The sequence below is a fragment of the Marinobacter sp. JSM 1782161 genome, from assembly GCF_011421605.1.
GTDB classification, from domain to species: domain Bacteria; phylum Pseudomonadota; class Gammaproteobacteria; order Pseudomonadales; family Oleiphilaceae; genus Marinobacter_A; species Marinobacter_A bohaiensis.
On record NZ_WSSA01000002.1, the window covers coordinates 2233384 to 2258518 of the forward strand.

A 25135-nucleotide genomic window follows, 5' to 3' on the forward strand; every position below is an offset into this window, starting at 1 on the left:
ATTCTGCACAGAGCACCATCCATGCCGGAGCCCTCTTCAACAGGAGAACGCATGATCGACAACACCGACAAAGTACATCTGCGCCGCTGCGTGGAACTGGCCACCCAGGCACTGGAAGCCGGCGACGAGCCCTTCGGCTCGGTGCTCGTCTCCGGCAATGGTGAAGTTCTGTTCGAGGACCACAACCACGTGGCCTCGGGCGACCACACGCGCCACCCGGAATTCGAGATCGCCCGCTGGGCAGCGGCGCATCTGGCACCGGCGGAACGGGCCCGAGCCACGGTCTACACGTCCGGCGAACACTGCCCCATGTGCGCGGCGGCCCACGGCTGGGTCGGCCTGGGCCGGATTGTCTACGCCAGTTCCTCCGCCCAGCTGACCGAGTGGCTGACCGAACTCGGCGTGGCCGCCGCGCCGGTGCGCCCCCTGCCGATCGGCGACATCGTGCCGGGCGTGACGACGGATGGGCCGGAGCCGGCGCTCGCCGAGGCCGTCCGCGATCTGCATCGACGCCTGCACAGGGCCGGCTGATCCCGGACCGGGAGCCCTTCGCCGTGGTATATTGGGCCACGCACCGACCCGACCGACGAGAGAGCCTCCCCATGAATCAAGAACCCCGACAGACCATCCTCGAACTCGACGGCGAGGAACGTTTCGACTACTTCCTCGACACCGTCATGGAAGAGCGGGAAATCTGGATCCTCGTCAACGGCGACAACCAGTTCCTGAAAATCGTGTCCGACGAGGACGGCGTCGCCTACCTGCCGGTCTGGCCGACCGAAGCCTTTGCCGCCGACTATGCCGCGGGTTCCGACGGACTTGTCCCGAAAAGCCTGTCCCTGCCTGAATTTTTCAGGAAATGGGTCCCCGGTCTGACCCGGGACGGCCTGGAGATCGGCGTATTTCCGGGCAACGACGGCACCCTGTGGATTGCCGAGCCGGAGGATGTGAAGAAAGACCTGCAGGATGAGATGAGCTTTTGACTCGCCCCCTGTCCGGGACCGATCCATAACAAATGTTTACAGGGTCGGCCGGGCGGGCAGCGCAGCCTTTGGATAGCATGAAGACCGGCGGCGCGCGACGCCGCCAACGAACCTGCCAAGGACGATGAGCCGCAACAACAAGGAACCCACCATGAACTGCACAAGCTGCAAACAGGGCAAACTGATCCCGAACTTTCTGGAGCCCCAACTGAGATCTCACGCCTGCAATCACTGCGGCGGCGACTGGCTGCTGGTCGAGGATTACGTGGCCTGGAAGGAAAACAATCCGGAGTTCACGGTCGCTGAGCACGCCGACTTCGAGATTGAAGATACCCAGCACGCGCTGCTGTGCCCGGCCACCGGCGCCATCATGCACAAGTACCACATCGCCAACGACAGCGACCACAAGCTGGACTACAGCCCCAGGGTTGGTGGTATCTGGATGGACAAGGGCGAGTGGACCTACCTCAAACTGGCCAACCTGGCCGGCTCCCTGAACCGGATTTTCACCGACCAGTGGCAGCAGGCCATTCGCACGCAAAGCGCCCGGGAAACCTTTGAGGACATCTATCAGGAGCGGTTTGGCGAAGACGACTACCGCAAGGCCCGCGACGTCCGTGAGTGGCTGCGCAATAACGCTAACAGGGCCGACCTGCGTGCTTACATCCTGGCCGAGGATCCCTACTCGGCGGTGCGCTGAAGCCCGGCTTCAGCACGCCCCCACAAAGTAGCCAATGGCCCGCCCGAAAGGCGGGCCCGTCCGCTCACGGCTGGGCGGGGAAAGCCGTGCGCTCCAGGGCGTACGCCTTGATCACCAGATCCTTCGGCGTCAGGCCGGAATCCGCACTCGCCAGCGTCTTGTCGATGGCATCAGCAAGCGCCGGGCGCAGGTCCCTGGAGCCGGGTTTCGGGTAGACCAGCATCACCACACTGGGGCATTCATCGTCCCCCCAGTGGCCGTAGGATGCCGAGCTGTAACGCGGCGTGGCGCCCGGCGCGAACCACTTCCAGCTGCCCTCTTCCTCACTGGCGAGGATCCAGCTCGCCTGATCGGCAACAGACAATGTCGTCCCCGTGCCTTCAAGCGCCGATACCGGCGCCTGTAACGCCATGGCGGCGGACACGACCGGCCCACTCTCGCAGCGCCGTATTTCAGGATCCAGAGTCACGCTGTACGCCTGAATAGCCGGCCCGTCGTTTGCTGAGGCAGCGTCCGCACTCTCGGGCTGCGGTTCCGCGTCAACGACTCGCAAACGGAAACGCTGCGCGCCGGTTACCTCGAAGGGCGCGTCGCTGGAGGCCAGGGCGTTCACCTGGCCGGCCAGCTCGACGGCGTTTTCCGGTGTCACCCGATCCCGGATATCGGTTTCGTCCACCACAAACGACGCGGTCGTGTAGTCCAGGCTGGTGTATACCCCCTGGTAACCGCCCTCCTCGATGCGACGCTCCAGTGCCAGGCGCTCAGGCTCGCCGAGTTCATCATAGCGGGCGGTATCCGCCGTCACGTGCAGGATGCCTCGGCGATAGCGCCCCGCCATGAGGCGCATCTCCAGGCTCCCCGACCAGACCGACTGCGCCCTGGACGGACGGATATCCAGTCGCTGTGCCAGGTCTTCCTGGAACGACGCCACCTGCTGGTAGACCCCCGGCGTCAGCAGATCCGACGCCGACGTCCCGTCCTCATCGGAGGACCGCATGGCCAGTTGCCACTGGAACCAGCGCACCTCGGATGCCTGTTCCCGGGGCCTCCCCCAGTAGCTCGGTCGATGCGCCTCCAGGCTCAGCAGATGACGGGTCAGCGGCATGGCCCGGAGCTGCCGCTTGCGGAACTGGCCGACACTGCCGGCCTCCTGACCAACGAACTCATAGCCCTCGGTCGTGCGGCGCCCCAGCCCGGCGCGTCCGGCCAGCAAGAGCGTCCCGTCAGCCAGCCGGTCCATTGCCAGAATGGCCCCCCGGGGCAGGTCCGGATCCGCATAAAAGGCCTTGGCACCGGCCATCCGGCGCATGATGACGCCGCGATTTCCCGCCAGTGCGACGGTGCCATCCCCGGTGACAAAGCCGCTGTAGAAATCGGCTTCGCTGGTCACTTCGAGCTTCTCCCAGTCATCGCTGTCGGCCAGCCGCTGGAAGACACCGCCCCCGGTGCCGTAGGCCATCAATGAGCCGTCGCCCAGCTCAAGTACCCCATACAGGGGTTCTCGGGACCAGCCCACGCTCTCAAGAGCCCACTCTCCCGTATCCGTCGAGCGGCGGAGCAGGGAGCCACCAGCCGTGGTAATGACAATGTCGCCCGAGCTGAGTTGATGCAGGCTGTAGAAGTGGCCATCGGACTGGCGGTACGTCAACGGGACCGGCGCCCACTGATCGCCTCCATCGGTGGTTGTCAGCAGGGTGCCTTCGGACCCGGCGATGTACCCCGTGTCGGGCGACGTAAACAGCACGTCGAACGCCACGAAGCCCTCGGGCAGCTCAGCCGATACGGTGACCGGTTTCCAGTTCAGGCCGGCGTCGCTGGACCGCAGGATGGTTCCCTGATGGCCCACAGCCCAGACCGTTTGCGGGTCAGCGAAGGTGACCGCGGCGAGCGTCGAGTCGGTCGGGGTGGCCACAGCCTGCCAGGTCTTGCCCTGATCGGTGGAGCGCCGGACCTGTCCGGCCTCGCCCACGGCCACCACCACGCCGCCGGCATCATCGATGTCGAAGAACATGTACGCCTGCGCCCCGTCGACGCCGGCACGCAGGCGCTCCTGAAACGTCAGTTGGGGCCGGTTGGCGTCTACGTAGGCCCGGTAGCCCAGTCCGCCGATCAGCGCGGCGACGAGCAGGGCCAGTAATGCGGTCATCCAGATTCTTGATTTCATGAAAAGCACGTCTTCCTGATGCATGAGCCATGCGCCCGCCCGGGCTGCACGGCCAGTCCCTGTTTGCAGTGATACCGTGGGCCTCAGAAGAGGCTCGACGACCGCCCCCTGTCTTCGCGCGTCATCTCGGTGACGAGATCGCCCTGACGGTAGACCTTGCGGCTGACGATGGCGCCGTCGTAGCTGGTCTGCAGCCACTCACCGTCCGGCGTCCCGTTGCTGTAGGACTCTTTCTTTTCCATCCGGCCATCGCGGCTGAAGGAGTAAAGGGCTCCGTCCGGCTCGCCGTTGACGTAATGGCCTTTCTCGATCAGGCGGCCATCGTCGGTGTAGGCCCGGAAGTCACCATGCCGCTCGCCTTGCCTGAATCCCGCCACCACGCGACGACCGTAACCGCTGACGATATCCACGTTTCCATCCAGCTCGCCGTCGACGTAATTCGCGTGCTGGACCCGCTTGCCGTCAGCGTCATAGACCGCGTAAGCACCGTGCTTCACGCCCATGCGGTAGTGGGTCTCGACCCGGGAGCCGTCAGCCCGCTCATCCACCCAGAGGCCATTTTTCCTGTCATGGACGTAGTGACCCTCCGTGGTCGCGCCATTACTGGACGTTTCCCGATACGCTCCATGCAACTCGCTGTCGACGTAATGAGCGCGGATATGGCCGTAACCGTCGCGCAGGTATAGCCCCTGGCGCCCGTTCTCATCCCGCTCGGAACGTTCGACGAGCTCGCCCGCCTCGTCGTACTTTTCCGTCAGGCGATAATCGTCCCGCTCCACCCGTCGATAGGTAAGACGGCCCTGGTCGTCGTACTGCAGATCCGTTTCGGCCAGTTCGTCTCCGCGCTCATTGCGTTTGGTGTCGATCAGGCGGGTGCGCACGCCCTGCTCGTTGTAGAAGGCATGCTCCCCCACCGGCAGCGACCGCTCACCGGCGACCCAGATTTCCTTGAGCACGCCGTTGGCGTGATACTCCTTCTGGACGCCCCGTTTGAGGCCATCGACGTACTGATACACCCGGCGCTTACGGCCATCCTTCAAGCTGACCTCTTCGCCATTGGCCTTGTTGTTCCGATACATCTTGCGGAACACCGGCTCACCCGCCTCGTAACGAACCAGCAGCCCTTCACGCTGGCCATCCTGGTAATGGGTTTCCTGGACAAGCCGACCCTGCTCATACTCCTTGACCACGCCGTCATAGCCGCCATTGCGGTAGGTGTACTCCCGGGTGACCCGGCCCTGCTCGTCAAACTCCTGGTAGTCACCGTCCTGCAGGACGCCATCCACGTAGGTTCTGTCGTACTGAAGCTGACCGTTCTGGTAGTAGGCGGCGAAGCGTCCGTCCTGGACGGAGTGACGATGCCCGCAGCCGCAGTCCTGCTGCTGTGGCTTGTAGCGACCGGACGCCCCCGGTGAGCCATCGTCGTAGTAGGTCTGGAATGCACCGATCAGCGCCCGGTTGGTCCACTCGGGATCGGGCGCAAAGCCCTCCATGGCCAGTGCGCCGTTGGCGTGATACATCGCCACGGTGTATTTCTCACCGTCCGCCGCTTTTTCCAGCGGCAGCGTGATGTAGTAGACCTGCCGGTCATTGGGATCGGCCGGGTCGTAGAAGTCTTCGGATGCATTGAGCCAGACCCGCTGGCCGGCCAAGGCCGGCAGCGCAAAGGCCAATGTCAGAAGCAGAAGCAGTAATCGCATGATTGCGTCCTTTCCATCATGTTCGGGGTTACGGCAGAGGTTCGAAAGTTGCCTGGAGGGTACGGCTTTCGCTGGCCCGGACCTGCGGCAGGGTCAGGGTCTTAACCTCCCCCCAGAAACGCAGCTGCCCAGCTTCGACCGGCTCCAACGGCTGCAGCGCCTCGCCATTGGCATTGCGCCCCACCGGCACGACCCGCACCCCGGACATCCTCGCAATGCGATCAAACTGGCGGCTTGCCGCGTTGGTGAGCTTGACGGTGCTGGGACCAACACGCTCGATCAGATCGCTTCCATCGACGTCGAGTGTCGCCATCTCGATCCGCGTCACGCAGCGAAGACTGACGTCCACAGACAGGTCATAGAAGAACAGCAGACCGTTGTCCGTGGTCAGTTGGAGGTTCGGGCCATAGCCGCGCCGATCCAGTGACAGGGTGTGACCGCGATAACGATCGGGCGCTTCAACCCGAGCCTCACAGCGGGCGGGATCATCGCCAGGCACCTTCAGCATGAGCTGATGGCGGGCGACACCATCGATCGCAGCATCCTGCATGTCCAGCTCCGGGAACGCATGACCCGATACCTGTTCCTCGGGCACCGTGCGCTGCCCCACCACGGGGCCGCCACTCGAGATGAAACTGCCATTGCGGGCAATCCAGGTCTGGGATCGGGTTTCGTGCGGGGATCGCAACAGCCGAACCGAGGCGACCGGCGACGGCGCGTCGATGGTAATCAGCTTGTCACCGTGACGGGCGACCGGACTTTTCAGCCGCAGCGCGTCGACCATGTCCACCACCAGGTCTTCGTCCGCCTCGCGGTCGACAAACGCCGGCGAGGCTCGCAGTCGCTCGAGCACGGTATTGGACGACGTATACTGGAAGCTCGGGATATCCGTACCCGCGCCATCGACAGGAACCGCCGCCAGAAACGCCCAGTCCAGTACCGGGAAGCCGTCGGGGCGCGATACCCGCAGCACTACCTGGTTGGGCTGCCAGCTTTCCACGGCCACCGTCACGCCGTCGCCCAGTGACACGGCGGCATCGCTGGGTTTGAGGGCCGCTTCGATGACCTTCCCGGGCACGTCGACCTCAACCTCCATCCTTATGCGATCAAGGGCCTGGAGCTGATCGTCGGCCAACGGATGAGCCAATAACGGCGCCGATGACTCCCCGGTGGACGACCAGCTTGAATAGACATGGCTCCGCAGATCGAAGCGCTCGTTCGGCGCGGCCTGATCGCTGACTGGCTCGCCATCGCTGTCCAGCAGACTCAGGGCCGTTACCCGCAGGGGCTCAACCATGTTCTGCAAAAGCAACTCCGACGGCACGTCCAGCCCTCTCGCTTCGCCGTCCTCCGGCGGGAACCACATCAGTTCATGGTTCACCCGATCGAGCACGTCGTCAGGCGATTTGACATCGTAGGGGGGCAGGAAATAGCGACGGGCACCCTCATCACGCAGATCCATCGGGAAGCCCAGCAGTCCCGTGCGCACGAAGTGTTCGTATTCAAAGTCGGCCCGTGAAGACGGCTGGTCATCGCGGTTGAGCTCGATCCGCGTGTGTGCGCTGACCGGCTCCTCCATAAGATGCGTCCGTACAGAGAAATCGAGCGTGGCCTGCAAAGGCCAGCCGGAATGACGCTCGAAGACAATGTAACCAACCGGCTCCGCCTTACCGCCTTCGGCCTGAGTGGTGGCGTTCACGGTAATGGCATCTTCTCCGACGTCAGCCACGGTGAACGTCATGGCGGGTATGGCGACGCTGTCGGCGTTGCCGGTCACCGCCGGCGCCTGCCATTGCAAACCGGCCTTCAATGGCTGTTCCGGCAGTCCACCATGAACCAGCTCCATTTGCGCCATGCTCTGTTTCAGTTGAACAAGCGCATCGGCCGGAACCTCGCCCTTAATCGACTCGAAGGCCTCGGTGTCGACAAACTCCGTATCACGCGCGACACCGCGTTGATCAACAGTCTCCCGCAATCCGCTCTTCAGCAGGCGAACGAGCGCTCCCCGACGACCCGAGTCATTATCGAAATCACTGGTATTCAGCACCTCACGCCCGTCATTCCGGAAGACCAGGGTTTCCAGTCCGGTCTCGACCACGAAAGTCTCCCCATTCCGCCCGGTCACGGTACTGCGGGACGAGGCGTCCAGCGTCATGTCACCGACAGGCAGACGCGCGCCCGAGCGCTCCGGCGCCAGATCAAGCTGGTAATGAAGACTGTAGGAGTGGGCTTCCCCGATGTCGGGGCTGAAGGTTAGTCTCTCGCGGCTTTGCCAATACACAAGCGCCCCCACGCCAACCGCTACGACAACGGCCAGCAGGACGCCAACGGACGTCTTCCTTGTCATCTTCCTGATTTCCTTATCGGTTCTGGATCCTTGGCGGGGACGAGTCTACACAAGCTGCCTGCCAAGGGGCAGGCGGGGGAAACCGAAACCTGGCGGCAACAACAAAAAAAGGGGCTCAGAGAGCCCCTTGAAAACTGTTTTGCGGCTGCGACTAGAAATCGTAGTCCGGCATCTCATGAGCACGGGATGCCTTTTTCTCCTCCTGGGCGTCGCTGACCATCGCTTCGGTGGTCAGCATCATGCCAGCCACGGACGCGGCGTTCTGCAGCGCGGTGCGGGTGACCTTGGCCGGGTCGAGGATGCCCATGGCGAGCATGTCGCCGTAGTCCTCGGTCTGGGCGTTGTAGCCCCAACTCACGCTGTCGTTGGCGCGCACTTTGTCCAGCACCACGCTGGCGTCCACGCCGGCGTTCACCACGATCTGGCGGAACGGCTCTTCCATGGCCCGCAGGGCGATGCGGATACCGGCCCTCTGGTCTTCGTTGACGGCGTTGAGTTCGGCCTTGCGCACCGCATCCGCAGCCCGGATCAGCGCGGTGCCGCCGCCCGGTACGATGCCTTCCTCGACGGCGGCTCGTGTGGCGTGCAGGGCGTCGTCCACAAGGTCCTTTTTCTCCTTCATTTCCATTTCCGTGGCTGCACCCACCTTGATCACCGCCACCCCGCCGGACAGTTTGGCCACCCGTTCCTGCAGCTTCTCCCGGTCATAGTCGGATTTGGAGGCCTCGATCTCCTTGCGGATCTGGGTCACGCGGGCCTCGATGTCCGGCTTGCTGCCGGCGCCGTCGACGATGATGGTGTGCTCCTTGGTGATCACCACGCGCTTGGCCGATCCGAGCTGATCCAACTGGACCTGTTCCAGCGACAGCCCGACGTCCTCGGAGATCACTTCACCGCCGGTGAGCGTGGCAATATCCTGCAGCATCGCCTTGCGCCGGTCACCGAAGCCCGGCGCTTTCACCGCGGCGGTCTTGAGGATGCCACGCAGGTTGTTCACCACCAGCGTGGCCAGGGCTTCGCCCTCGACGTCTTCGGCGATCAGCAGCAGCGGTTTGCCCGCCTTGGCGACGGCTTCCAGGATCGGCAAGAGGTCACGGATGTTGCCGATCTTCCTGTCGAACAGCAGCACGTAGGGGCTGTCCAGTTCCGCCTGCATACGGTCCTGGCTGGTGATGAAGTAGGGTGACAGGTAGCCACGGTCGAACTGCATGCCCTCCACCACGTCCAGCTCGTTGTCCAGGGATTTGCCCTCTTCCACCGTAATCACGCCACCGCGGCCGACCTGATCCATGGCCTTCGCCAGGATGTCGCCGATGGCGGTGTCCCAGTTGGCGGAGACCGTGGCCACCTGGCCGATGGCCTTGCTGTCGCTGCAGGGCCGGGCGAGCTGCTTGAGTTCCTCCACGGCCGCAACCGCGGCCAGGTCGATACCGCGTTTCAGATCCATCGGGTTCATGCCGGCGGCGACAGCCTTATGCCCTTCGCGCACGATGGCCTGAGCCAGCAGGGTCGCGGTGGTCGTGCCGTCGCCCGCCAGTTCGGCGGTTTTCGAGGCCACTTCCTTGACCATCTGGGCGCCCATGTTCTCGAACTTGTCCTTGAGCTGGATTTCCCTGGCCACCGACACGCCATCCTTGGTCACCCGGGGCGCGCCGTATCCCTTGTCGAGAATCACATTGCGACCTTTCGGCCCCATGGTGACTTTCACCGCGTCCGCCAGAGTATTCACACCCGCCAGCATGCGCTCGCGGGCGCTTTGCGAAAATTTGATGGTTTTCGTGGTCATGCCGCGTGCTCCTGCGCCTGCGCGTCTTCAATCACAGCGAGAATGTCGGATTCGCGAACGACCAGGCAGGTGTCGTCGTCCAACGTGATCCCGGTTCCGGCGAACTTCGCAAACAGCACGCGGTCACCCACCTTGACGGTCATTGGCTGGCGTTCGCCATTGTCCCGCAACGCGCCCTCTCCCACGGCCAGCACTTCGCCCTGGGTGGGCTTCTCAGCCGACTTTTCCGGGATCAGTATCCCGCCTCGGCTAAGGGTTTCGGCTTCCAGTCGACGAACAACCACCCGGTCATAGAGCGGTCTGATCTGCATTGAGTCTTCCTCCTGAACAGTGGCCCGTTCTTGGGCGGGCCAGCCCCTGAAAACAGCGTTGCCGGGATCGGCGCAATCGCCGCCCATCGAATCGCAAAATAGGTGCAGCGGAGCCGCTTTCAAGAGGCGACGACCAGGGATGTTTAAACCGTTTTTCTCTATCCGCCGTGTCGTTTATGCCTTGAATTGGCCATTGGCTGTTTTATAGTCAAAGAGAGGCCAACCGGCGGGAGGTGTCGATATGCGGGAACCGGCCGTACAAACCTTCGAGCGCACACTGGGAGACTACTTCCGGGAACGGCTGACCGATTGCGCCGACGCCCTGGAACCTCGTCCCGAGGAAGACACCCTCTGGTACGTGGGCTCGGTTCTGGCTCGCCTGGGCGATAGCCGCCAGTTGTTCAGCTACGAGGAGGGCCAGCTGGGCTTGCGCCCCCTGGCGCTGCTGTACAAGGACGCTCACGAAGCCGCCGCGGATCACGAGCGCTGCCTGATCCTGCGCCAGTTGGGCGACCAGGCCCTGTTCATCGGCGCGCTGTTCCCGGAACGCTACGCCCGCAAGGGCTTCCGGCAGGATTATTTCGTAGGCATGGGCGGTGGCGCCTACGACTACCTGGCCGACAACGCCGCCAGCGGCCGCCATGTATTCGCCGAACTGTCGGAACGCTTCGCCGCCTTTCTCGATCTTGCCGCCCGCGCCTGTACCCGCCATCCGGGCCGCAGCGCCCGGGACGTGCTGACGCTTTACCGGCAATGGCTGACCTCCGGCGACGAGCGTCTGGCCGAGCAACTGCGGGCGCTGGGAATCAGCCTGGACGACGGCCGCCAACTGCACTGACCCGGCCGCCCCGCGACCGGCCCAACGGAGCATGGAACCATGACTACCTTCGATCAGGATGTCGAAGCTCTGAAAACCTGGGACAGGACCCACGTCTGGCATCACATGACGCCCGGACAGGCCGCGGACTCGGGGCTGACGATGTTTGTCCGCGGCGAGGGGCTGACGCTCTGGGACAGTGACGGCAAGGCCTACCTGGACGCCACATCCGGCGGCGTGTGGGTGACCAACGTCGGCTACGGCCGGCGCGAGATCGCCGACGCGGTCCACCAGCAGCTCCTGGAGCTCAACTATTTCGCCGGCTCCATGGCCAGCAAGCCCGCCTCGGCGTTCGCCGGGCGGCTGCTGGACAAGATGCCGGGCATGAGCCGCGTCTACTATTCCAGCTCCGGCTCGGAGGCCAACGAGAAAGCCTTCAAGATGGTGCGACAGATCGCCCACAAGCACTACGGCGGGCGCAAGCACAAGATCCTCTATCGCGAGCGCGATTACCACGGCACCACCCTGGCCGCTCTCAGCGCCACCGGTCAGTCGGAGCGCCGCGAACAGTTCGGCCCCTTCGTGCCGGGCTTCGTGGAGTTCCCCCACTGCTGCGAGTACCGCAATCCCTACGGCGCGGTCGAGGACTTTGGGGCGCGGGCCGCCCAGGCCCTGGAAGACGTCATCCTGCGGGAGGGGCCGGATACAGTGGGCGCGGTGATCATCGAGCCCATCACCGCCGGCGGCGGCGTCATTCCCCCGCCGGCCGGCTACCTGCAGGCCGTGCGTGATATCTGCGACCGCCACGGCGTCCTGCTGATCCTGGACGAGGTGGTCTGCGGCATGGGCCGTACCGGCGCCTGGTTCGGTTACCAGCACGACGGCATCACGCCGGACATCGTCACCATGGCCAAGGGCGTGGCGTCCGGCTACGCGGCGATTTCCTGTACGGTCACCACCGAGCGCGTCTACGAGCTGTTGCGGGAAGCCGAAGGCGATCACCTGGGCTACTTCCGCGACATTTCCACTTTTGGCGGCTGCCTCGCCTCCCAGGCCGCCGCCCTGGCCAACCTGTCGATCATCGAACGCGAGGGGCTGGTGGAGAACAGCGCCCGCCGGGGCGAACGGCTGAGGGCCGGATTCCTGGACCTGGCCGGCCGCTATCCGTTGATTGGCGACGTGCGCGGCAAGGGGCTGTTCCAGGGCATCGAGCTGGTGTCGGACCGGCACTCCAGGCAACCGGTGGACGAAGCCATCCCCATGGCGATTGTCGCCAGCTGCAAGGCGCACGGCCTGCTAATCGGCCGAACCAACCGCTGCGTGCCCGGCTTCAACAACGTGCTGAACTTCAGCCCGGCCCTGACGGCTTCGGAGCAGGAAATCGACACCATAGTCGAGCGCCTGGACCGGGCCCTGCACGACGTCACATCGAGTCTGTAGGCTCCCCGGGCATTCCTCCCGCAGGGCACCTATACTGAATTTGCTGACGCTTCATGACTCCCGCCGTGTCGCCTTTCTGCCTGTCAGCGAATGGACGCCCCAGACCGCCAATGGATCCTTATAACGGGAGACTCACCATGCCCAGCCACACCCTTCGAGCGACGCGGGTCGCCACGGTCGCCTGCACTGCCATACTGCTCGCGGCCTGCGCCGGCACGCCGGACGAACCGCCCAAACCCATGACCGCCGACGTGGAAGAATCGGTCGTCACCGAGCCAGGCGTACCCGGCGGCATACAACGCCGAACGGCCCGCATCAGCGCGACCGTGAAAGCCATCGATTACAGCGAACGCAGCGTCACCCTGGTGGATGACAACGGGGGAGAAAAGACCATCACCATCGGCCCGGAAGCGGTGAACTTCAATCAGGTGGAACAAGGCGACCGGGTCAACGTGGAGTATGCCGAGGAAACCGTGGTCTTCCTGCGCGAGCTGGGCGAGATGGCCAACGACGGCGCCGCCGGCCTTGCCGCACGTGCCGAGGAAGGCGGGAAACCGGCCGGCTTTGCCGGCGCGACCACCGAGATTACCGCGCTGGTCACCGGTGTCGACCTGGCCAACCACACCGCCACGCTGATGTTTCCGGATGGCTCAGAGGCCGAGGTTCCCGTGCGCCCGGATGTGGCGCTGAGCGAGGATCAGGTGGGTCGGGAAGTGGTGATCCGGACGACCGCGGCGGTGGCCCTGTCGGTGGAAAAACAGGAATAAGCCGCTTTTTCGGGCGCCCGGACGGTCTGCTTCCCCGGTAGACCGTCCGGGCATTCATGCGGCGTTAATGCGTCGTATCCACCTCGGCCAGGCCTTCCAGCAGCGCTTCGTGGAACAGGTCCGGCTTCTGGATGTGCGGTGAGTGCCCCAGGTCCGGCCACTCCACCAGGGTCGCATCCGGAATGCGTTCGGCCGCCCGCTCGCCCAGTACCTCATAGCGCCCCAGGGTCTGGCGGACCGCATCGGACGCGCGCCCCTTACCGATCGCGGTGTTGTCTTTCTCGCCGATCAGCAACAGCGTCGGCACCTGGATCCGGTCGAACTCGTGCACCACCGGCTGGGTAAACACCATGTCGGAGGTCAGGGTCTGGTTCCAGGCGACGCGGTCGCCGTCCTCGCCGGCGTACATCCCCGCCAGCATATTGACCCAGCGATCGTAGCCCGGCTCCCAGTGGCCGACGTAATAGGTGGAACGCTGATAGTTGCGGATGCCCTCGGCGTCTTTCTTCTTCTCCGCCGCATAGCCCTCGTCGATGGGCTGGTAGGGCACGCCTTTGGCCTTCCAGTCCTCCAGGCCAATGGGGTTCACCATCACCAGCTGTTCGGTCTGCTCCGGATACATCAGGGCGTAACGGCTGGCCAGCATACCGCCCATGGAGTGCCCCATGATGGTGACGTTGTCGATGTCGAGGCTGTCCAGCAGCGCGTGGGTGTTGGACGCCAGCTGGTGGAAGCTGAACTGGTAGGCCTCGGGCTTGGTGGATTTGCAGAAGCCGATCTGGTCGGGGGCGATCACCCGATAGCCGGCATCCGTCAGCCGCTCGATGGAGTCTTCCCAGGTGGCGGCGCAAAAGTTCTTGCCATGCAGCAGTACCACGGTGCGGCCGTTCGGGTCCTCCGCCGCAACATCCTGGTAGGCCATCTGCAGATCCTGGCGCTGGGAGGTGAACTGGAACCGTTTCACCGGATAGGGATACTCAAAGCCTTCCAGCTTACCGCCGTATTCGGGCGTTTCCGTGGTTTCGGCAGCCGCCGGCATGGCGGCTCCCAGCACCAGCGCACCCAGCGAGGCGTTGACTCGTGACATCAGGGATCCGGAAAGGCGTTTATGCGAGGAGGAGGCGCTACGGTTAACGTTCATCGGCTTATCCTTCAGCTGAGAAATATGTTGTTCCGGCACCGGGATAGCCATTTCAGGCTCACCTCACGTCCGCCGGACCACGCAAGCAGTCGTTGTGACACGCATCTTTTTGACTTGTTCCATTTGGCTTTCCGCGCCAGCCCCGATAACGTTGAAAGAGACCGTCCTGCCCCGAATGGAACCTACGGCCACCTCGGGAATGATCGTCGCCGTCGCGGACGAATGACTTCCTCAATCCTTTCGCGAGCGCCCATGCGTATCGAATCCGCCACCCTGAACGATTGCCACGCCATCGCGGCCGTCCATGTCGAGACCTGGCAGGTGGCCTATCAGGCGTTTCTACCGGCCGCCTACCTCGCGTCCCTGTCCGTCGAGAAGCGGGCCGGCCAGTGGCAGGATTTCCTGACCCGTTTTCCCGGGCAACTGCTGGTGGCCCGCCGAGACGCGCGGATCCTGGGGTTCATTGCCTATGGCCCCTGCCGGGATCAGGGCGCACCCGGCGACCGCGCCGAGATCTGGTCGATCTATGTCCACCCCGGCGCCTGGTCGTCCGGCGCCGGTCGACGGCTGTGGCTGGCGGCCCTCAAGCGGCTGCGGGGCAGTGGCTACCGCTCGGTCAGCCTGTGGGTCATTGCCGGCAATGAACGGGCCATCCGGTTCTACTCCCGGGCGGGTTTCGTGGCGGAACCGGCAACGCGTGGCACCTTCGAGATTGACGGAACCACTCTGGAAGACATCCGCTACGTCTACCGGATCAATGGTGACCTCACTCTCGAACGGTGAGCGGTTCTGTTACCCTGCCGGCTGTCGTTAAAGGAGAGCGCAATGTCCGAAGCCGCCCTGAAATCCCTTTCCGATATGGCCAGCGAGGCCCACGCCCGCATCCAGCAGGCGTACCAGACCATCAACCCGGTGGTGGGCGTGCGTCGCGGCATGCGCGAGATGGGCATTCCCGCCGACGCCATGACCATCGACTGCCTGCGCACCCGCCGGCGCATCAACCTGATCCTCCACGATGAAAAGCCGGGGCTGCTGCTCTACCAGTTCTCCACCCTGGAGGAGGAAGCCGGTAACGAGTTCGAGCACATGTCGCTCACGGACGTGACGGTGGATACCCTGTACGACTGGATGCGCACCTATTTCTCCGAGGACGTGCCGGACAGTCCGACCCACTGATCGGATGCCATCCGCCTGAAACCGGATCGTTACACGCCATTGCTACCCTTCTTCGTGGGATTGATCGCCATATCACGGAGGAGGCTTGACCATGTCATCGATTCGCTTTGGGTTCCTGATACCCGCCCTGGCTCTGTCACCGCTCGCATCGGCGGATAGCTTCATCGCCCTCGAACAGGCGCTGCCCAGCGGTGCGGATGCCGCCCGCATTGCCCCGGTGTTCGATTTCGATACCGACGGCTGCCTGCCCAGCGCCGGCATCAGCCGCAGTGGGGCGCAAAACGGTGGCCTGAATCCATCCGGCAGCCTGACCGGCGGCTGCCGCGACAACAACTTCCTGGATACCTCGAACACCCTGCACCGCTATGCTTGCATCACCAGTGGCGGTTCGGAGTACTGCGGGCATTTCTTCAGCCTGTATTTCCTCAAGGACCAGATCCTCGCCGGCATCCAGAGCGGCCATCGCCACGACTGGGAGCATGCCGCGGTCTGGACCACCAACGGCGTCGTCACCCACGGCAGCTACAGCGCCCACGGCGACATGACCACCGACGCCATTGCCAACCTGCCGCAACAGAACGGGCACCTGAAGATCGTCTATCACAAGGACGGCGTGGCCACCCACGCCCTGCGCTTCGCCAAGACCGACGAAGCGGCGGAGAATCCCTACGGTTCGTTCGTCACTCCGGTGATCACCAGTTGGTACACCATGACCGGCGACGGCGTTGCCAACGCAACCCTGCGCAACAACCTGAACAGCTTCGACTACGGCTCAGCCAGCGTGCCGATGCGGGACGACAATTTCCTGGGCAACCTCAATGAGGCAAGACCGGGTGGTTATCCCGCGTTTACCGCAGCCAACGTCCAACAAACACAGTAACCAGGGAGGGAGCGCGCGGCCGCTCCCGTCTCCCCGTCTATTCCGGTGCGTTGGCGCGATCGGCGGCGATCTGGTCGTTGATCATTTCCAGCATGCCCGGGAACATCGAACGGTCTTCATGGGTCGCTTGGTCCCACAGTCCGGATTTGAGGAAGGCCCGGGCGCAGTGCAGGAACACTTCCTTCACGGTCACCTCGATGCAGGCCTTGGCCGGATTGCCGGCGCCGTCCACGGCAGGGAAGTGGCGGAGATGCTCATCGGCCACGGAGATGCGGGCGGTGCCGTTGACCCGCACGGTTTCGTTGATGCCGGGAATCATGAAGATGCAGCCGATGTCGCCGGTATCGAGGATGTTCACCAGGCTATCGAGTCGTTTGTTACCGGCCGCATCAGGGATCAGCAGGGTGTTGTTGTCCAGCACCCGGACGAATCCCGGCTCGCCGCCCCGGGGCGAGCAATCCATGGCGTCGGAACGGTCGCGGGTGGCAATGACCAGGAACGGCGCGCGCTCGATGAAGCGAATGCTGTGCTTTTCCAGCGTCCCAATCTGCTTCTGGACCGCTTTTTCCTTGGGGAAGCCGTAAAGCTCCCTGAGCTGCTGTTCCGACTCGATGTACATGCTGTTCTCCGGACCACGGGATGCGGTTGCGAGCATACCAGATCGAGCCGCCCAAGGGGCGCGCCGGACCTCACGAGCCTCAAGCCTCACCCCCGAAACACCAGGGCCGCCACCAGCCCCAGCAGCAACGACATCAACATGGGCAGCCCCACCCTGAGCGCCAGCGCCCGCGTACCGATCAGCGCGGCCATTGCGGACTTCACCAGATTGTTCACCGCCGAGGCCAGAACAATGCCAATCACCGCCGTCTGCGCCGTGATCGACGACTGCGACATCCGCGTCAGCGACAGGGTGATGGCGTCCACGTCCGCCACACCCGAGGTCGCCGCGAGCAGGTACACACCGGCATCGCCAAACCAGTCCTGCAGCCAGGTGCCGACCAGCAGGATCGCTGTCAGCAGAGCGCCAAAGAACAGCGCCGACTTGAGATCAAGCGGGTTCATGTGCAATTCGGGCTGATCCACGGTCAGGCGCTGGCGGTTGCGCACCCAGATCACCGCGGCCGGCACATACAGCGAGATCGCCATCACCGCCACCGGCAGCGTCAGGCTGGCCAGCAGTGCCGGACTGATCACCAGACAGTAGATCAGGATTCGGGGGAACATGGTGCCGCAGGCGATGAGTATGCCCGACGCCAGCTGCGGCGAGAGGGAGGCATTGTCCCGCGACTGGCGGGAAAAATGCAGGGTCAGTGCCGTAGACGAACTCAGCCCCGCAAACAGGCTGGTGAACAGGATTCCCCGGCCGGTGCCGGCGACCCGCACCGCGAAGTACCCCACGAAGGAGATGGACGCGATCAGCACCACCATCCACCAGATTTCGTATGGGTTGAGCGCCCCGCCCGGCCCCATGGAGCGGTTGGGCAGCAGCGGCAGCATCACCACGCTGATCAGCAGGAGCTTGAGCGCCGCGTCCAGTTCGCTGGCCTGGAGCTTGAGCAGCAGGTCGTGGATCTCCCGCTTGTTGTCCAGCACCAGCGCGGTGACTACCGCCGAAGCCGTCGCCAGGGTCACGTCCACCGCCACCGCCATCCCGCCAAAACAGAAGGTGAGCAACAGGCCCACCAGGCCGGTGATGCTGTAATCCGGATGGCTCTGGTTACGCCGCCAGTAAGCCACCGCGCACAAGCCGGACACGCTCAGGAAAACCACCGGGAAAATCCACGATGACAGTGCCTCCGACAGCAACGCCGCGATGCCGCCGAGCAGGCCGATCAGCGCGAAGGTGCGGATACCGGCCACACGCTGGCCGGCGTCCTTGTCCCGCGCACTCCAGCCCCGCTCCAGGCCCACCAGCATGCCCAGCATTAGCGCCACCAACAGGTGCACCGCGGTGATGTTGTCGGAGAGAAACTGGCTGGCCACCTGCTCCATGGTCGAAACCTCTCCAGTCGGGAAGGGTCTTGCTGCTGAGTATGGTACAGGCTGCTGAGAGTGGTGCAGATTGACGGACCAGCGCCCGGCCATGACCTGGTCATAATGCGCTCGAACGCCCTCACGCGGCGACTCGCAAGGCTTTCAGACGTTCTTCCTGCACTGACCCACGGAGTTATCCACAGTTTTTGTGGATGAATGTCACGGGCTGTCTGGACCACACCCAATCACCGAAACCATGCATTTAATTCACTTACTCATGCACTAACCCGCGCTTTTGCGTCCCCCCGGCCCGCTTTCTATAATCGCCTGTCGTCGCTGAAAACGGATCGCCGCACGCCGGCTGTTCCGACACCAACAAAAAGGAAAACAACATGCTCAAGCGTTGCTCCCTCCTGGCGGCCGCTGCCGCCTCCCTGCTGTTCAGTGCCGGGGCTGCGGCCCAGTACAAGGACGAATACACGGTGTCCACCGTGCTGCCTTCCGCCTTTCCCTGGGGCCAGGCCGCCGACAAGTGGGTCGAGCTGGTTCGCGAGCGTTCCGACGGTCGCATCAATTTGAAGGTCTACAGTAACTCGCAGCTGGTCTCCGGCGACCAGACCAAGGAGTTCTCCGCCATGCGCTCGGGGCTGATCGACATGGCCGTGGGCTCCACCATCAACTGGTCGCCGCAGGTCCCGCAACTGAACCTGTTTTCCCTGCCGTTCCTGATGCCGGACCACGCCGCCATCGACGCCATTACCCAGGGCGAGGCCGGTGAGGCCGTCTTCGCCGCCATCAAGAAGCGCGGCGTCACCCCGTTGGCCTGGGGCGAGAACGGTTTCCGCGAGCTGTCCAACTCCAAGCTGGCGATCGACGCGCCGGCGGACCTGGACGGACTGAAAATCCGCGTGGTGGGTTCGCCCCTGTTCCAGGACACCTTCACCGCGCTGGGCGCCAACCCCACCCAGATGAGCTGGGCCGATGCCAAGCCGGCGCTGACCACCGGTGCTGTGGACGGTCAGGAAAACCCGCTGTCGGTGTTCGATGTGGCGCGCATCGACCAGGTGGGCCAGACCCATCTGACCTTGTGGCACTACATGGCCGATCCACTGGTGTTTGCCGTCAGCAACCGGGTCTGGGGAACGTTCAGCCCGGAAGACCAGCAACTGCTGAAGCAGGCCGCCATTGACGCCGGTCAGTGGGAAATCGAGAAATCCCGCTCTGAAATCGACGATACCCTGGCCGCGATCAAGGAGCGTGGTGTAACCGTCACCGAGCTGACGCCGGAGCAACACGCCGCCTTCGTGGAGGCGACCCAGTCGGTCTACGAAAAGTGGACGCCGCGTATCGGCGAGGACCTGGTGCAACAGGCTCAGGACGCGGTCGCCAACCGCCCCCAGTAAAGCCGCTGTCGGAAGCTCGTCCGGCGCCCGTCGTTGTGGCGGGCGCCCTCCCTGAACCGGAGTCATCATGCCGTCCCGTCGTCCCAAGTTCCGGCCCGAAGCCTGGCTGGCCACCCTCGCCCTGACCGCCATCTGCGTGATCAGCCTGGGCAACGTCATCGTGCGCTACGCCACGGATGCGTCCTTTGCCTTCACCGAAGAATTTTCCGTGTTCTGCCTGGTGCTGCTGACCTTCGCCGGCGCAGCGGTGGCCGCCCGACACAACCAGCACATTCGCATCGAGCTGATCGAGCACGCCCTGCCCGCCTGGGCCCGCAAGCCGGTGTTTGTGCTGCAGTGGCTGGCCAGCGTGGTGGTGCTGGGCCTGATGACCTGGTACGGCAGTACCTTTGCCCTGCAGGAATACCAGTGGGAATCCCTCTCGCCGGGACTGGGGCTGCCCAACTGGATCTACGTCGTCTGGCTGCCCGTGCTGTCGCTGGCGATCCTGATCCGCACCACCCAGAACCTGATCGATCGCCTGCGCGGCAAAGAAGACCCGGAGGTGATCCATGAGTCCTGACTGGCTGATGATCGGCAGCTTCCTGCTGGCCCTGCTGCTGGGCATGCCGGTGGCGATTGCGCTGGGTCTGGGTGGCGCCGTCGGCATCCTCGCCGGCCTGCCCGCGGACATGCTGGGCACCTTCGGCACCAACACCTACAACAGCGTCGCCAAATACCCGCTGATCGCCATCCCGCTGTTCATCCTGACCGGGCTGATCTTCGAGCGCGCCGGCGTGGCCGCCAGCCTGGTGCGATTCGCCCAGGCCATCATCGGTCCACGCCACGGCGGTCTGACGGTAGTCGCGGTGCTGGTGTGTCTGATCATGGGCGGCATGAGCGGTTCCGGACCGGCGGATGCGGCGGCCGTGGCCATGGTGATGCTGCCGAGCATGCGCAAGGCGGGTTATCCACAGCCGTTCTCGGCCTCGCTGATCGCCGCGTCGTCGTCCACCGCGATCCTGATTCCGCCGTCCATCGCCCTGATCCTCTACTCCATCGTGGTGCCGGGCGTGGACCTGCGCGCCCTGTTCGCGGCGGGCCTGTTCCCCGGCATCCTGGCCGGTGTATCGCTGCTGGCACCGGCGCTGTACTTTGCCCGCCGGCATCGCTGGGAAGATCCCGAAACCGTCGAGCGCCCGCCCTTCTGGCCCAGCTTCAAGGCGGCGATTCCGGCACTGTTTGCGCCGGTCATCATCCTCGGCGGGCTGCGCTCCGGCCTGTTCACGCCCACCGAGGCCGCGGTGGTTGCCGTGGCCTACGGCGTGCTGGTCGGCACCCTGATCTACCGCAACCTGAGCCTGAAGAACCTGTTCGGGCTGATCGGCGAAGCGGCCGTCACCTCCGGCGTGGTGATGTTCATCATCGCCCTGGCCGGCATCTTCGCCTGGGCCGGGACGACGCTGGGTACGTTCCAGCATCTGGCCGACGCGCTACTGTCACTGTCCGACAATGGCTGGGTACTGCTGGGGTTGGTCATGGTACTGGTGCTGATCGCGGGAATGCTCCTGGACGCGGTGTCCATCTACCTGATCCTGATCCCCATCGTGCTGCCGCTGATGAACCATTTTGGCTGGAACCCGATCTGGTTCGGCATCCTGCTCGCCATGAACATCGCCATCGGCCAGTTCACCCCGCCGGTGGCAGTCAACCTGATGGTGACCACCCGTGTCGCCAACATCCGCCTGGAGCACACCCTGGGTTGGGCGTTGGTATTCATCGCCGCCATGGCCGTCAGCCTGCTGCTGGTGATGCTGGTGCCGGGCATTGCCCTGTGGCTGCCCGAGCAGCTCGGGTATGTGGTGGGCCCGTGGTAGCGGCTAGCGCTTTTCCGGCACTCCCGCCTGAAGAGCGCTCAGCTCAGCGCGGCAGACGCAACAGCGCCCCTCCGGCACCGATGAACAGGCTGCCGGTTACGCGATTGAACCAGCGCACGTGCCGGGCCTTGCTGAACCAGCGACCCATCCGCGACCCCAGCGTGCTGTAAGCAGACATCAGAGTGGTATCGATCACCAGCCAGGTCAGTGCCAGGATGGCAAACTGCCAGCCCTGGGGCTGATCCAGGGCGATAAAGCCGGGAAACAGGGCCCCGAAGAACAGCAGATCCTTGGGGTTACTGATCCCCACGGTAAAACCGCTGCGGAAAAGCTGCCCATGGGACTGGCGGGAAGCAGGCGCGGCGACCCCGGATCCCTGCTGCCACTGCGGCGCCTCGGCGGGCGCTCGCCAGCTCTGGATGCCCAGGAAAATCAGGTAGGCACCGCCAACGAACTTCAGCGCCAGGAAGGCGGTTTCCGAGGTGGCCAGAATCGCCCCCAGCCCCAGGGCAGACGCGCTCATCATAATCAACGCCGCCAGCGCACCGCCAAGCACGGTGGAAAACGCCCGCCGGTGCCCGTGTTGCAGGCCATGGCTGGCGCACAGCAGGGCTACCGGGCCCGGGAACGCAATGAGTGCGGTGATCACGCCGACATAGGTCAGCCAGGTAACCAGCTCCATGGGGCCTCCGATTCGGGAAAACCCCGAGTCTAACGCGAAACCCACCCCCACGCTCGCCCGGCAGGCTACGCGGCGAACGGGCCCGCCGGGAGCGACGCCAGATCGGGTATAGGGATTTGCCGCTGGGTTGCAAGAAAAGGTTGGCTATTTCGCAAACAGCGGGTTACAGTGCGTGACGTAGGAAAGAGTAAGCAAAGCCGTTCAAGAATAAGACGTGTCCTAGTAGTAGTGTGTCGTCCTGTTTCTGATCCCGCGTGTTCATTATTTCCCGCACCCCGCTGCATCGTCATTGAGACCATGTCCAGCAACCAAAACTTTTATTGATTTCAGGAAAGATTATTATGTCCACCACTACCGGTACCGTTAAGTTCTTCAACGAAACCAAAGGCTTCGGCTTCATCACTCGCGAAGGCGGCCCGGACGTTTTCGTTCACTACAGCGCCATTCAGGGCGGCGGTTTCAAGACTCTGGCTGAAGGCCAGCAGGTCGAGTTCACCGTGACCCAGGGCCAGAAAGGCCCGCAGGCGGAGAACGTCGTCGCGCTGTAAGCCGCCGACCTTCGCTCAAGAAAAAGGCAGCTTCGGCTGCCTTTTTTTGTGGTCATTTTTGCAGCCATAGATTTCAGCCATAGATTGTAGCCACAAGCGTCCCGCCCTCTCTCGTACATACCTTGGACACACAGCCAAAGCCCTTCCTATACTGAACTCACATCTCTCCGGGAAGCCTTTCGCCATGCGTGTTTTCGCCAATCCGGTCGGTCCGGGCTCACTCTGGTTCGACAATCTGGCCACGGCCGACGGCACACCCGTCGCCTACGATCCACAGGCCCGTGCCTTTTTGCCCATGCCGCCGTTCTGTGCCAACCGCGAGGTGATCGGTTGTAACTGGATCGCCCCCGAAGAAGGCGCCTTCTGTCGTTCCTGCGCCATGACCGTGCTGGCGCCCGATCCGTCGATCGAAGGGGCCATGGCCAACTGGGCACTAACCGAAGCGGCCAAACGCTGGGTGCTGGACAACCTGGGTCGCTGGCACTGGTTCCGGCCGGAAGACCCCGGCGTTCGACCGATGTTCCGCCTGCTGGCCGAGGGCCTGACGCCGGTGTACATGGGACACGTGGAAGGCGTGGTCACGATCAGTGTTGCCGAAGCCGACCCCGTGGTGCGCACCAGCCGTCGCGAGGCCCTGCAGGAACCCTACCGGACCATGATCGGGCACATGCGTCACGAGATCGCGCACATGCTCTGGTGGCGGCTGCATTTACGGGAAGACTTTCTGGAAGCCTTCCGGGCCATGTTCGGCGATGAACGCTCGGATTACACCGCGGCCCTGCAAAGCCATTACGAAACCGGCCCACCCGGCGACTGGCGCCAGCATTTCATCACCAGCTACGCCTCGGCGCACCCCCACGAGGACTGGGCCGAGACCGTTGCCCACCTGCTGCACCTGACCGACATCACCGACAGCGTCATCGCCGCCGGCCTGTCCTCACCGGAGGTGCCCGGTCCCAACTGGGATCCCTACGCCGAACCCGACCCCGCTCGACTGATCCATGTCGCCGCATCGCTGGCCATGGCGATCAACCACGTCAACCGCGCGATGGGTCTGTCGGATCTCTATCCCTTCGTGCTGTCCGATGCCACCCGAGGCAAACTGGCCTTTGCCCACAACTGGCTGCGCCGTGGTGCCCAGGGCCTGTGATCTGGAGACGACCGTCCCGTGCTGATCAATTTGCGGGCACACCGGCGCAAGCCTTGGGGCGCGGCGTTCCCAACCGGTCTTCACCGCACTACTCACCCAGTTATCCACAGTTTCTGTGGATACCGGTTGCCACCCGCTCCAGCTCAAGTGACCATCTGGATCACGTCGGGCGTATCCAGTACCCTGCGCGCATCCATTCAGGCCGATCATGACCCAACGGGCGCCCCGGGCCCGCTGCGCCCGGCGGTTCTGCCAGACCGCGTCGGGAACGCCACGGCGCCTCAGAGAGCCGGCAAGGTCGGAGTCCGCGCGCCCCGTTTCGCCAACGCGCTGCGCGGGCACGCTCTGTGCATTACTGCCCGGCCGGACAGACATATTCCTTTCATCACTCACCGATAAGCTGCTGACCTTTTTCAAGGAGTAAAGGCCCATGGCAACCCCGTCCCAACACGATCTCCGCAAGGACTTCCGTGCCCTGCTCGACAGCGATCGCTGCTACTACACGGCATCCACCTTCGACCCCATGTCGGCCCGCATCGCCGAAGACCTGGGCTTTGAAGTGGGCATCCTCGGCGGCTCGGTAGCCTCGCTGCAGGTGCTGGCCGCACCCGATTTCGCCCTGATCACCCTCAGCGAATTCGTCGAGCAGGCCACGCGCATCGGCCGGGTCGCCCGCCTGCCCATCATTGCCGACGCCGACCACGGCTACGGCAACGCCCTGAACGTGATCCGCACCATTACCGAGCTTGAACGGGCCGGTGTGGCGGCACTGACCATCGAGGACACACTGTTGCCGCCCAAGTACGGGCATAAGTCCACGGACCTGATTCCGGTTGAGGAAGCCATCGGCAAGATCGAGGCGGCCCTGGACGCCCGCATTGACCCGGCCATGGCGATCATCGCCCGAACCAACGCCGGGCAGCTCAGCACCGAAGAAACCATTGAACGGGTCAAGGCTTACCAGACCGCAGGCGCGGACGGCATCTGCATGGTGGGCATCGCCGACTTCGACCACCTGGAGGCGATCAGCCGGCACATTGCCGTCCCGCTGATGCTGGTGGCCTACGACAATCCGGAACTGAACGACCGCGAACGCCTGGCCGCCAACGGCGTACGCATCGTGGTGAACGGCCACGCCGCCTACTTCGCCGCCATCAAGGCCACCTACGACTGCCTGCGCGAACAGCGCGGCATCGCCGAAGGCACCCTCAACGCCACGGAACTCTCCAAGCGTTACTCCACCTTCGACGAAAACCGCGAGTGGGCGCACCGTTTCATGAACGTGCAGGAGTGATGGTACGGCCAACCAG

General features: G+C 64.0%; 24 protein-coding genes. 15 read left to right on the top strand and 9 right to left on the bottom strand.

Annotation, left to right across the window (positions count from 1 at the left end):
• The first annotated feature begins 51 nt into the window (after positions 1-51).
• The 3 genes from GQB00_RS09995 (at position 52) to GQB00_RS10005 (ending at position 1683) form a co-directional block, all read left to right on the top strand.
• Positions 52-531 carry a nucleoside deaminase gene (locus tag GQB00_RS09995; protein WP_165856109.1) on the top strand — a complete coding sequence of 160 codons (480 nt, stop codon included), beginning with the start codon at positions 52-54 and terminating at the stop codon, positions 529-531.
• A gap of 71 nt (positions 532-602) precedes the next feature.
• Positions 603-983 carry a DUF2750 domain-containing protein gene (locus GQB00_RS10000; protein WP_165856110.1) on the top strand — a complete coding sequence of 127 codons (381 nt, stop codon included), beginning with the start codon at positions 603-605 and terminating at the stop codon, positions 981-983.
• Positions 984-1134: 151 nt separating this feature from the next.
• Positions 1135-1683 carry a zf-TFIIB domain-containing protein gene (locus GQB00_RS10005; RefSeq protein ID WP_165856111.1) on the top strand — a complete coding sequence of 183 codons (549 nt, stop codon included), beginning with the start codon at positions 1135-1137 and terminating at the stop codon, positions 1681-1683.
• A gap of 64 nt (positions 1684-1747) precedes the next feature.
• Here the strand turns inward: GQB00_RS10005 and GQB00_RS10010 are convergent, their stop codons facing one another.
• The 5 genes from GQB00_RS10010 to GQB00_RS10030 form a co-directional block, all read right to left on the bottom strand.
• Positions 1748-3847, bottom strand: coding sequence for a WD40/YVTN/BNR-like repeat-containing protein (locus tag GQB00_RS10010; protein WP_165856112.1), 2100 nt, complete (start codon positions 3845-3847; stop codon positions 1748-1750).
• Positions 3848-3930: 83 nt separating this feature from the next.
• On the bottom strand, positions 3931-5547 hold the full coding sequence (locus GQB00_RS10015; protein WP_165856113.1) for a toxin-antitoxin system YwqK family antitoxin: 1617 nt from the start codon (positions 5545-5547) through the stop codon (positions 3931-3933).
• 28 nt (positions 5548-5575) lie between these two features.
• A complete protein-coding gene (locus tag GQB00_RS10020) occupies positions 5576-7894 on the bottom strand; it encodes a hypothetical protein (RefSeq protein ID WP_165856114.1) in 2319 nt (772 codons plus the stop codon).
• Between the two features lie 151 nt (positions 7895-8045).
• The gene (gene groL / locus GQB00_RS10025) at positions 8046-9680 is read right to left on the bottom strand and encodes a chaperonin GroEL (protein WP_165856115.1); all 1635 of its coding nucleotides are present in this window, start codon (positions 9678-9680) and stop codon (positions 8046-8048) included.
• Positions 9677-9991 carry a co-chaperone GroES gene (locus tag GQB00_RS10030; protein ID WP_165856116.1) on the bottom strand — a complete coding sequence of 105 codons (315 nt, stop codon included), beginning with the start codon at positions 9989-9991 and terminating at the stop codon, positions 9677-9679. Before GQB00_RS10030 ends, groL begins: the two co-directional genes overlap by 4 nt.
• 241 nt (positions 9992-10232) lie before the next feature.
• Between GQB00_RS10030 and GQB00_RS10035 the strand changes: the two genes are divergently transcribed.
• From GQB00_RS10035 to GQB00_RS10045, 3 genes are all read left to right on the top strand, one after another.
• On the top strand, positions 10233-10829 hold the full coding sequence (locus GQB00_RS10035) for a hypothetical protein (protein ID WP_165856117.1): 597 nt from the start codon (positions 10233-10235) through the stop codon (positions 10827-10829).
• Positions 10830-10868: 39 nt separating this feature from the next.
• Positions 10869-12248, top strand: a complete 1380-nt coding sequence (locus GQB00_RS10040; protein ID WP_165856118.1) for an aspartate aminotransferase family protein — start codon at positions 10869-10871, stop codon at positions 12246-12248.
• Positions 12249-12385: 137 nt separating this feature from the next.
• Positions 12386-13015, top strand: coding sequence for a hypothetical protein (locus GQB00_RS10045; protein WP_165856119.1), 630 nt, complete (start codon positions 12386-12388; stop codon positions 13013-13015).
• 64 nt (positions 13016-13079) lie between these two features.
• Here GQB00_RS10045 and GQB00_RS10050 read toward each other — a convergent pair whose 3' ends face one another.
• Positions 13080-14102, bottom strand: coding sequence for an alpha/beta fold hydrolase (locus GQB00_RS10050; RefSeq protein WP_165856120.1), 1023 nt, complete (start codon positions 14100-14102; stop codon positions 13080-13082).
• 306 nt (positions 14103-14408) lie between these two features.
• On the opposite strand from GQB00_RS10050, the gene GQB00_RS10055 reads away from it, so the two are divergent.
• The 3 genes from GQB00_RS10055 to GQB00_RS10065 all read left to right on the top strand — a co-directional run bounded on the left by GQB00_RS10055 (position 14409) and on the right by GQB00_RS10065 (position 16212).
• Positions 14409-14939, top strand: coding sequence for a GNAT family N-acetyltransferase (locus GQB00_RS10055; RefSeq protein ID WP_165856121.1), 531 nt, complete (start codon positions 14409-14411; stop codon positions 14937-14939).
• 42 nt (positions 14940-14981) lie between these two features.
• Positions 14982-15332, top strand: coding sequence for a hypothetical protein (locus GQB00_RS10060; protein WP_165856122.1), 351 nt, complete (start codon positions 14982-14984; stop codon positions 15330-15332).
• 91 nt (positions 15333-15423) lie between these two features.
• The gene (locus GQB00_RS10065) at positions 15424-16212 is read left to right on the top strand and encodes an NPP1 family protein (protein WP_165856123.1); all 789 of its coding nucleotides are present in this window, start codon (positions 15424-15426) and stop codon (positions 16210-16212) included.
• 37 nt (positions 16213-16249) lie between these two features.
• Here GQB00_RS10065 and GQB00_RS10070 read toward each other — a convergent pair whose 3' ends face one another.
• Together GQB00_RS10070 and GQB00_RS10075 are read right to left on the bottom strand one after the other, a co-directional pair.
• Positions 16250-16867 (bottom strand): MSMEG_1061 family FMN-dependent PPOX-type flavoprotein, encoded by a 618-nt coding sequence (locus GQB00_RS10070; RefSeq protein WP_228276692.1) that lies wholly within the window; start codon positions 16865-16867, stop codon positions 16250-16252.
• 50 nt (positions 16868-16917) lie between these two features.
• The gene (locus tag GQB00_RS10075) at positions 16918-18204 is read right to left on the bottom strand and encodes an MgtC/SapB family protein (RefSeq protein WP_165856124.1); all 1287 of its coding nucleotides are present in this window, start codon (positions 18202-18204) and stop codon (positions 16918-16920) included.
• Positions 18205-18578: 374 nt separating this feature from the next.
• On the opposite strand from GQB00_RS10075, the gene GQB00_RS10080 reads away from it, so the two are divergent.
• The 3 genes from GQB00_RS10080 (at position 18579) to GQB00_RS10090 (ending at position 21445) form a co-directional block, all read left to right on the top strand.
• On the top strand, positions 18579-19589 hold the full coding sequence (locus GQB00_RS10080) for a DctP family TRAP transporter solute-binding subunit (protein WP_111494100.1): 1011 nt from the start codon (positions 18579-18581) through the stop codon (positions 19587-19589).
• Positions 19590-19656: 67 nt separating this feature from the next.
• On the top strand, positions 19657-20151 hold the full coding sequence (locus GQB00_RS10085; protein WP_111494098.1) for a TRAP transporter small permease: 495 nt from the start codon (positions 19657-19659) through the stop codon (positions 20149-20151).
• The gene (locus GQB00_RS10090) at positions 20141-21445 is read left to right on the top strand and encodes a TRAP transporter large permease (RefSeq protein WP_165856125.1); all 1305 of its coding nucleotides are present in this window, start codon (positions 20141-20143) and stop codon (positions 21443-21445) included. Before GQB00_RS10085 ends, GQB00_RS10090 begins: the two co-directional genes overlap by 11 nt.
• A gap of 43 nt (positions 21446-21488) precedes the next feature.
• Here the strand turns inward: GQB00_RS10090 and GQB00_RS10095 are convergent, their stop codons facing one another.
• The gene (locus GQB00_RS10095) at positions 21489-22127 is read right to left on the bottom strand and encodes a LysE family translocator (RefSeq protein WP_165856126.1); all 639 of its coding nucleotides are present in this window, start codon (positions 22125-22127) and stop codon (positions 21489-21491) included.
• 341 nt (positions 22128-22468) lie between these two features.
• Between GQB00_RS10095 and GQB00_RS10100 the strand changes: the two genes are divergently transcribed.
• The 3 genes from GQB00_RS10100 to GQB00_RS10110 all read left to right on the top strand — a co-directional run bounded on the left by GQB00_RS10100 (position 22469) and on the right by GQB00_RS10110 (position 25119).
• Positions 22469-22675, top strand: a complete 207-nt coding sequence (locus GQB00_RS10100; RefSeq protein WP_111494092.1) for a cold-shock protein — start codon at positions 22469-22471, stop codon at positions 22673-22675.
• A 184-nt stretch (positions 22676-22859) separates the two neighbouring features.
• Entirely contained in the window at positions 22860-23825 is a 966-nt protein-coding gene (locus GQB00_RS10105) for a zinc-binding metallopeptidase family protein (protein ID WP_111494090.1), read from the top strand.
• 430 nt (positions 23826-24255) lie between these two features.
• Positions 24256-25119: an isocitrate lyase/PEP mutase family protein gene (locus tag GQB00_RS10110; protein WP_165856127.1), complete on the top strand. Its 864-nt coding sequence runs from the start codon at positions 24256-24258 to the stop codon at positions 25117-25119.
• The last annotated feature ends 16 nt before the right edge of the window (positions 25120-25135 follow it).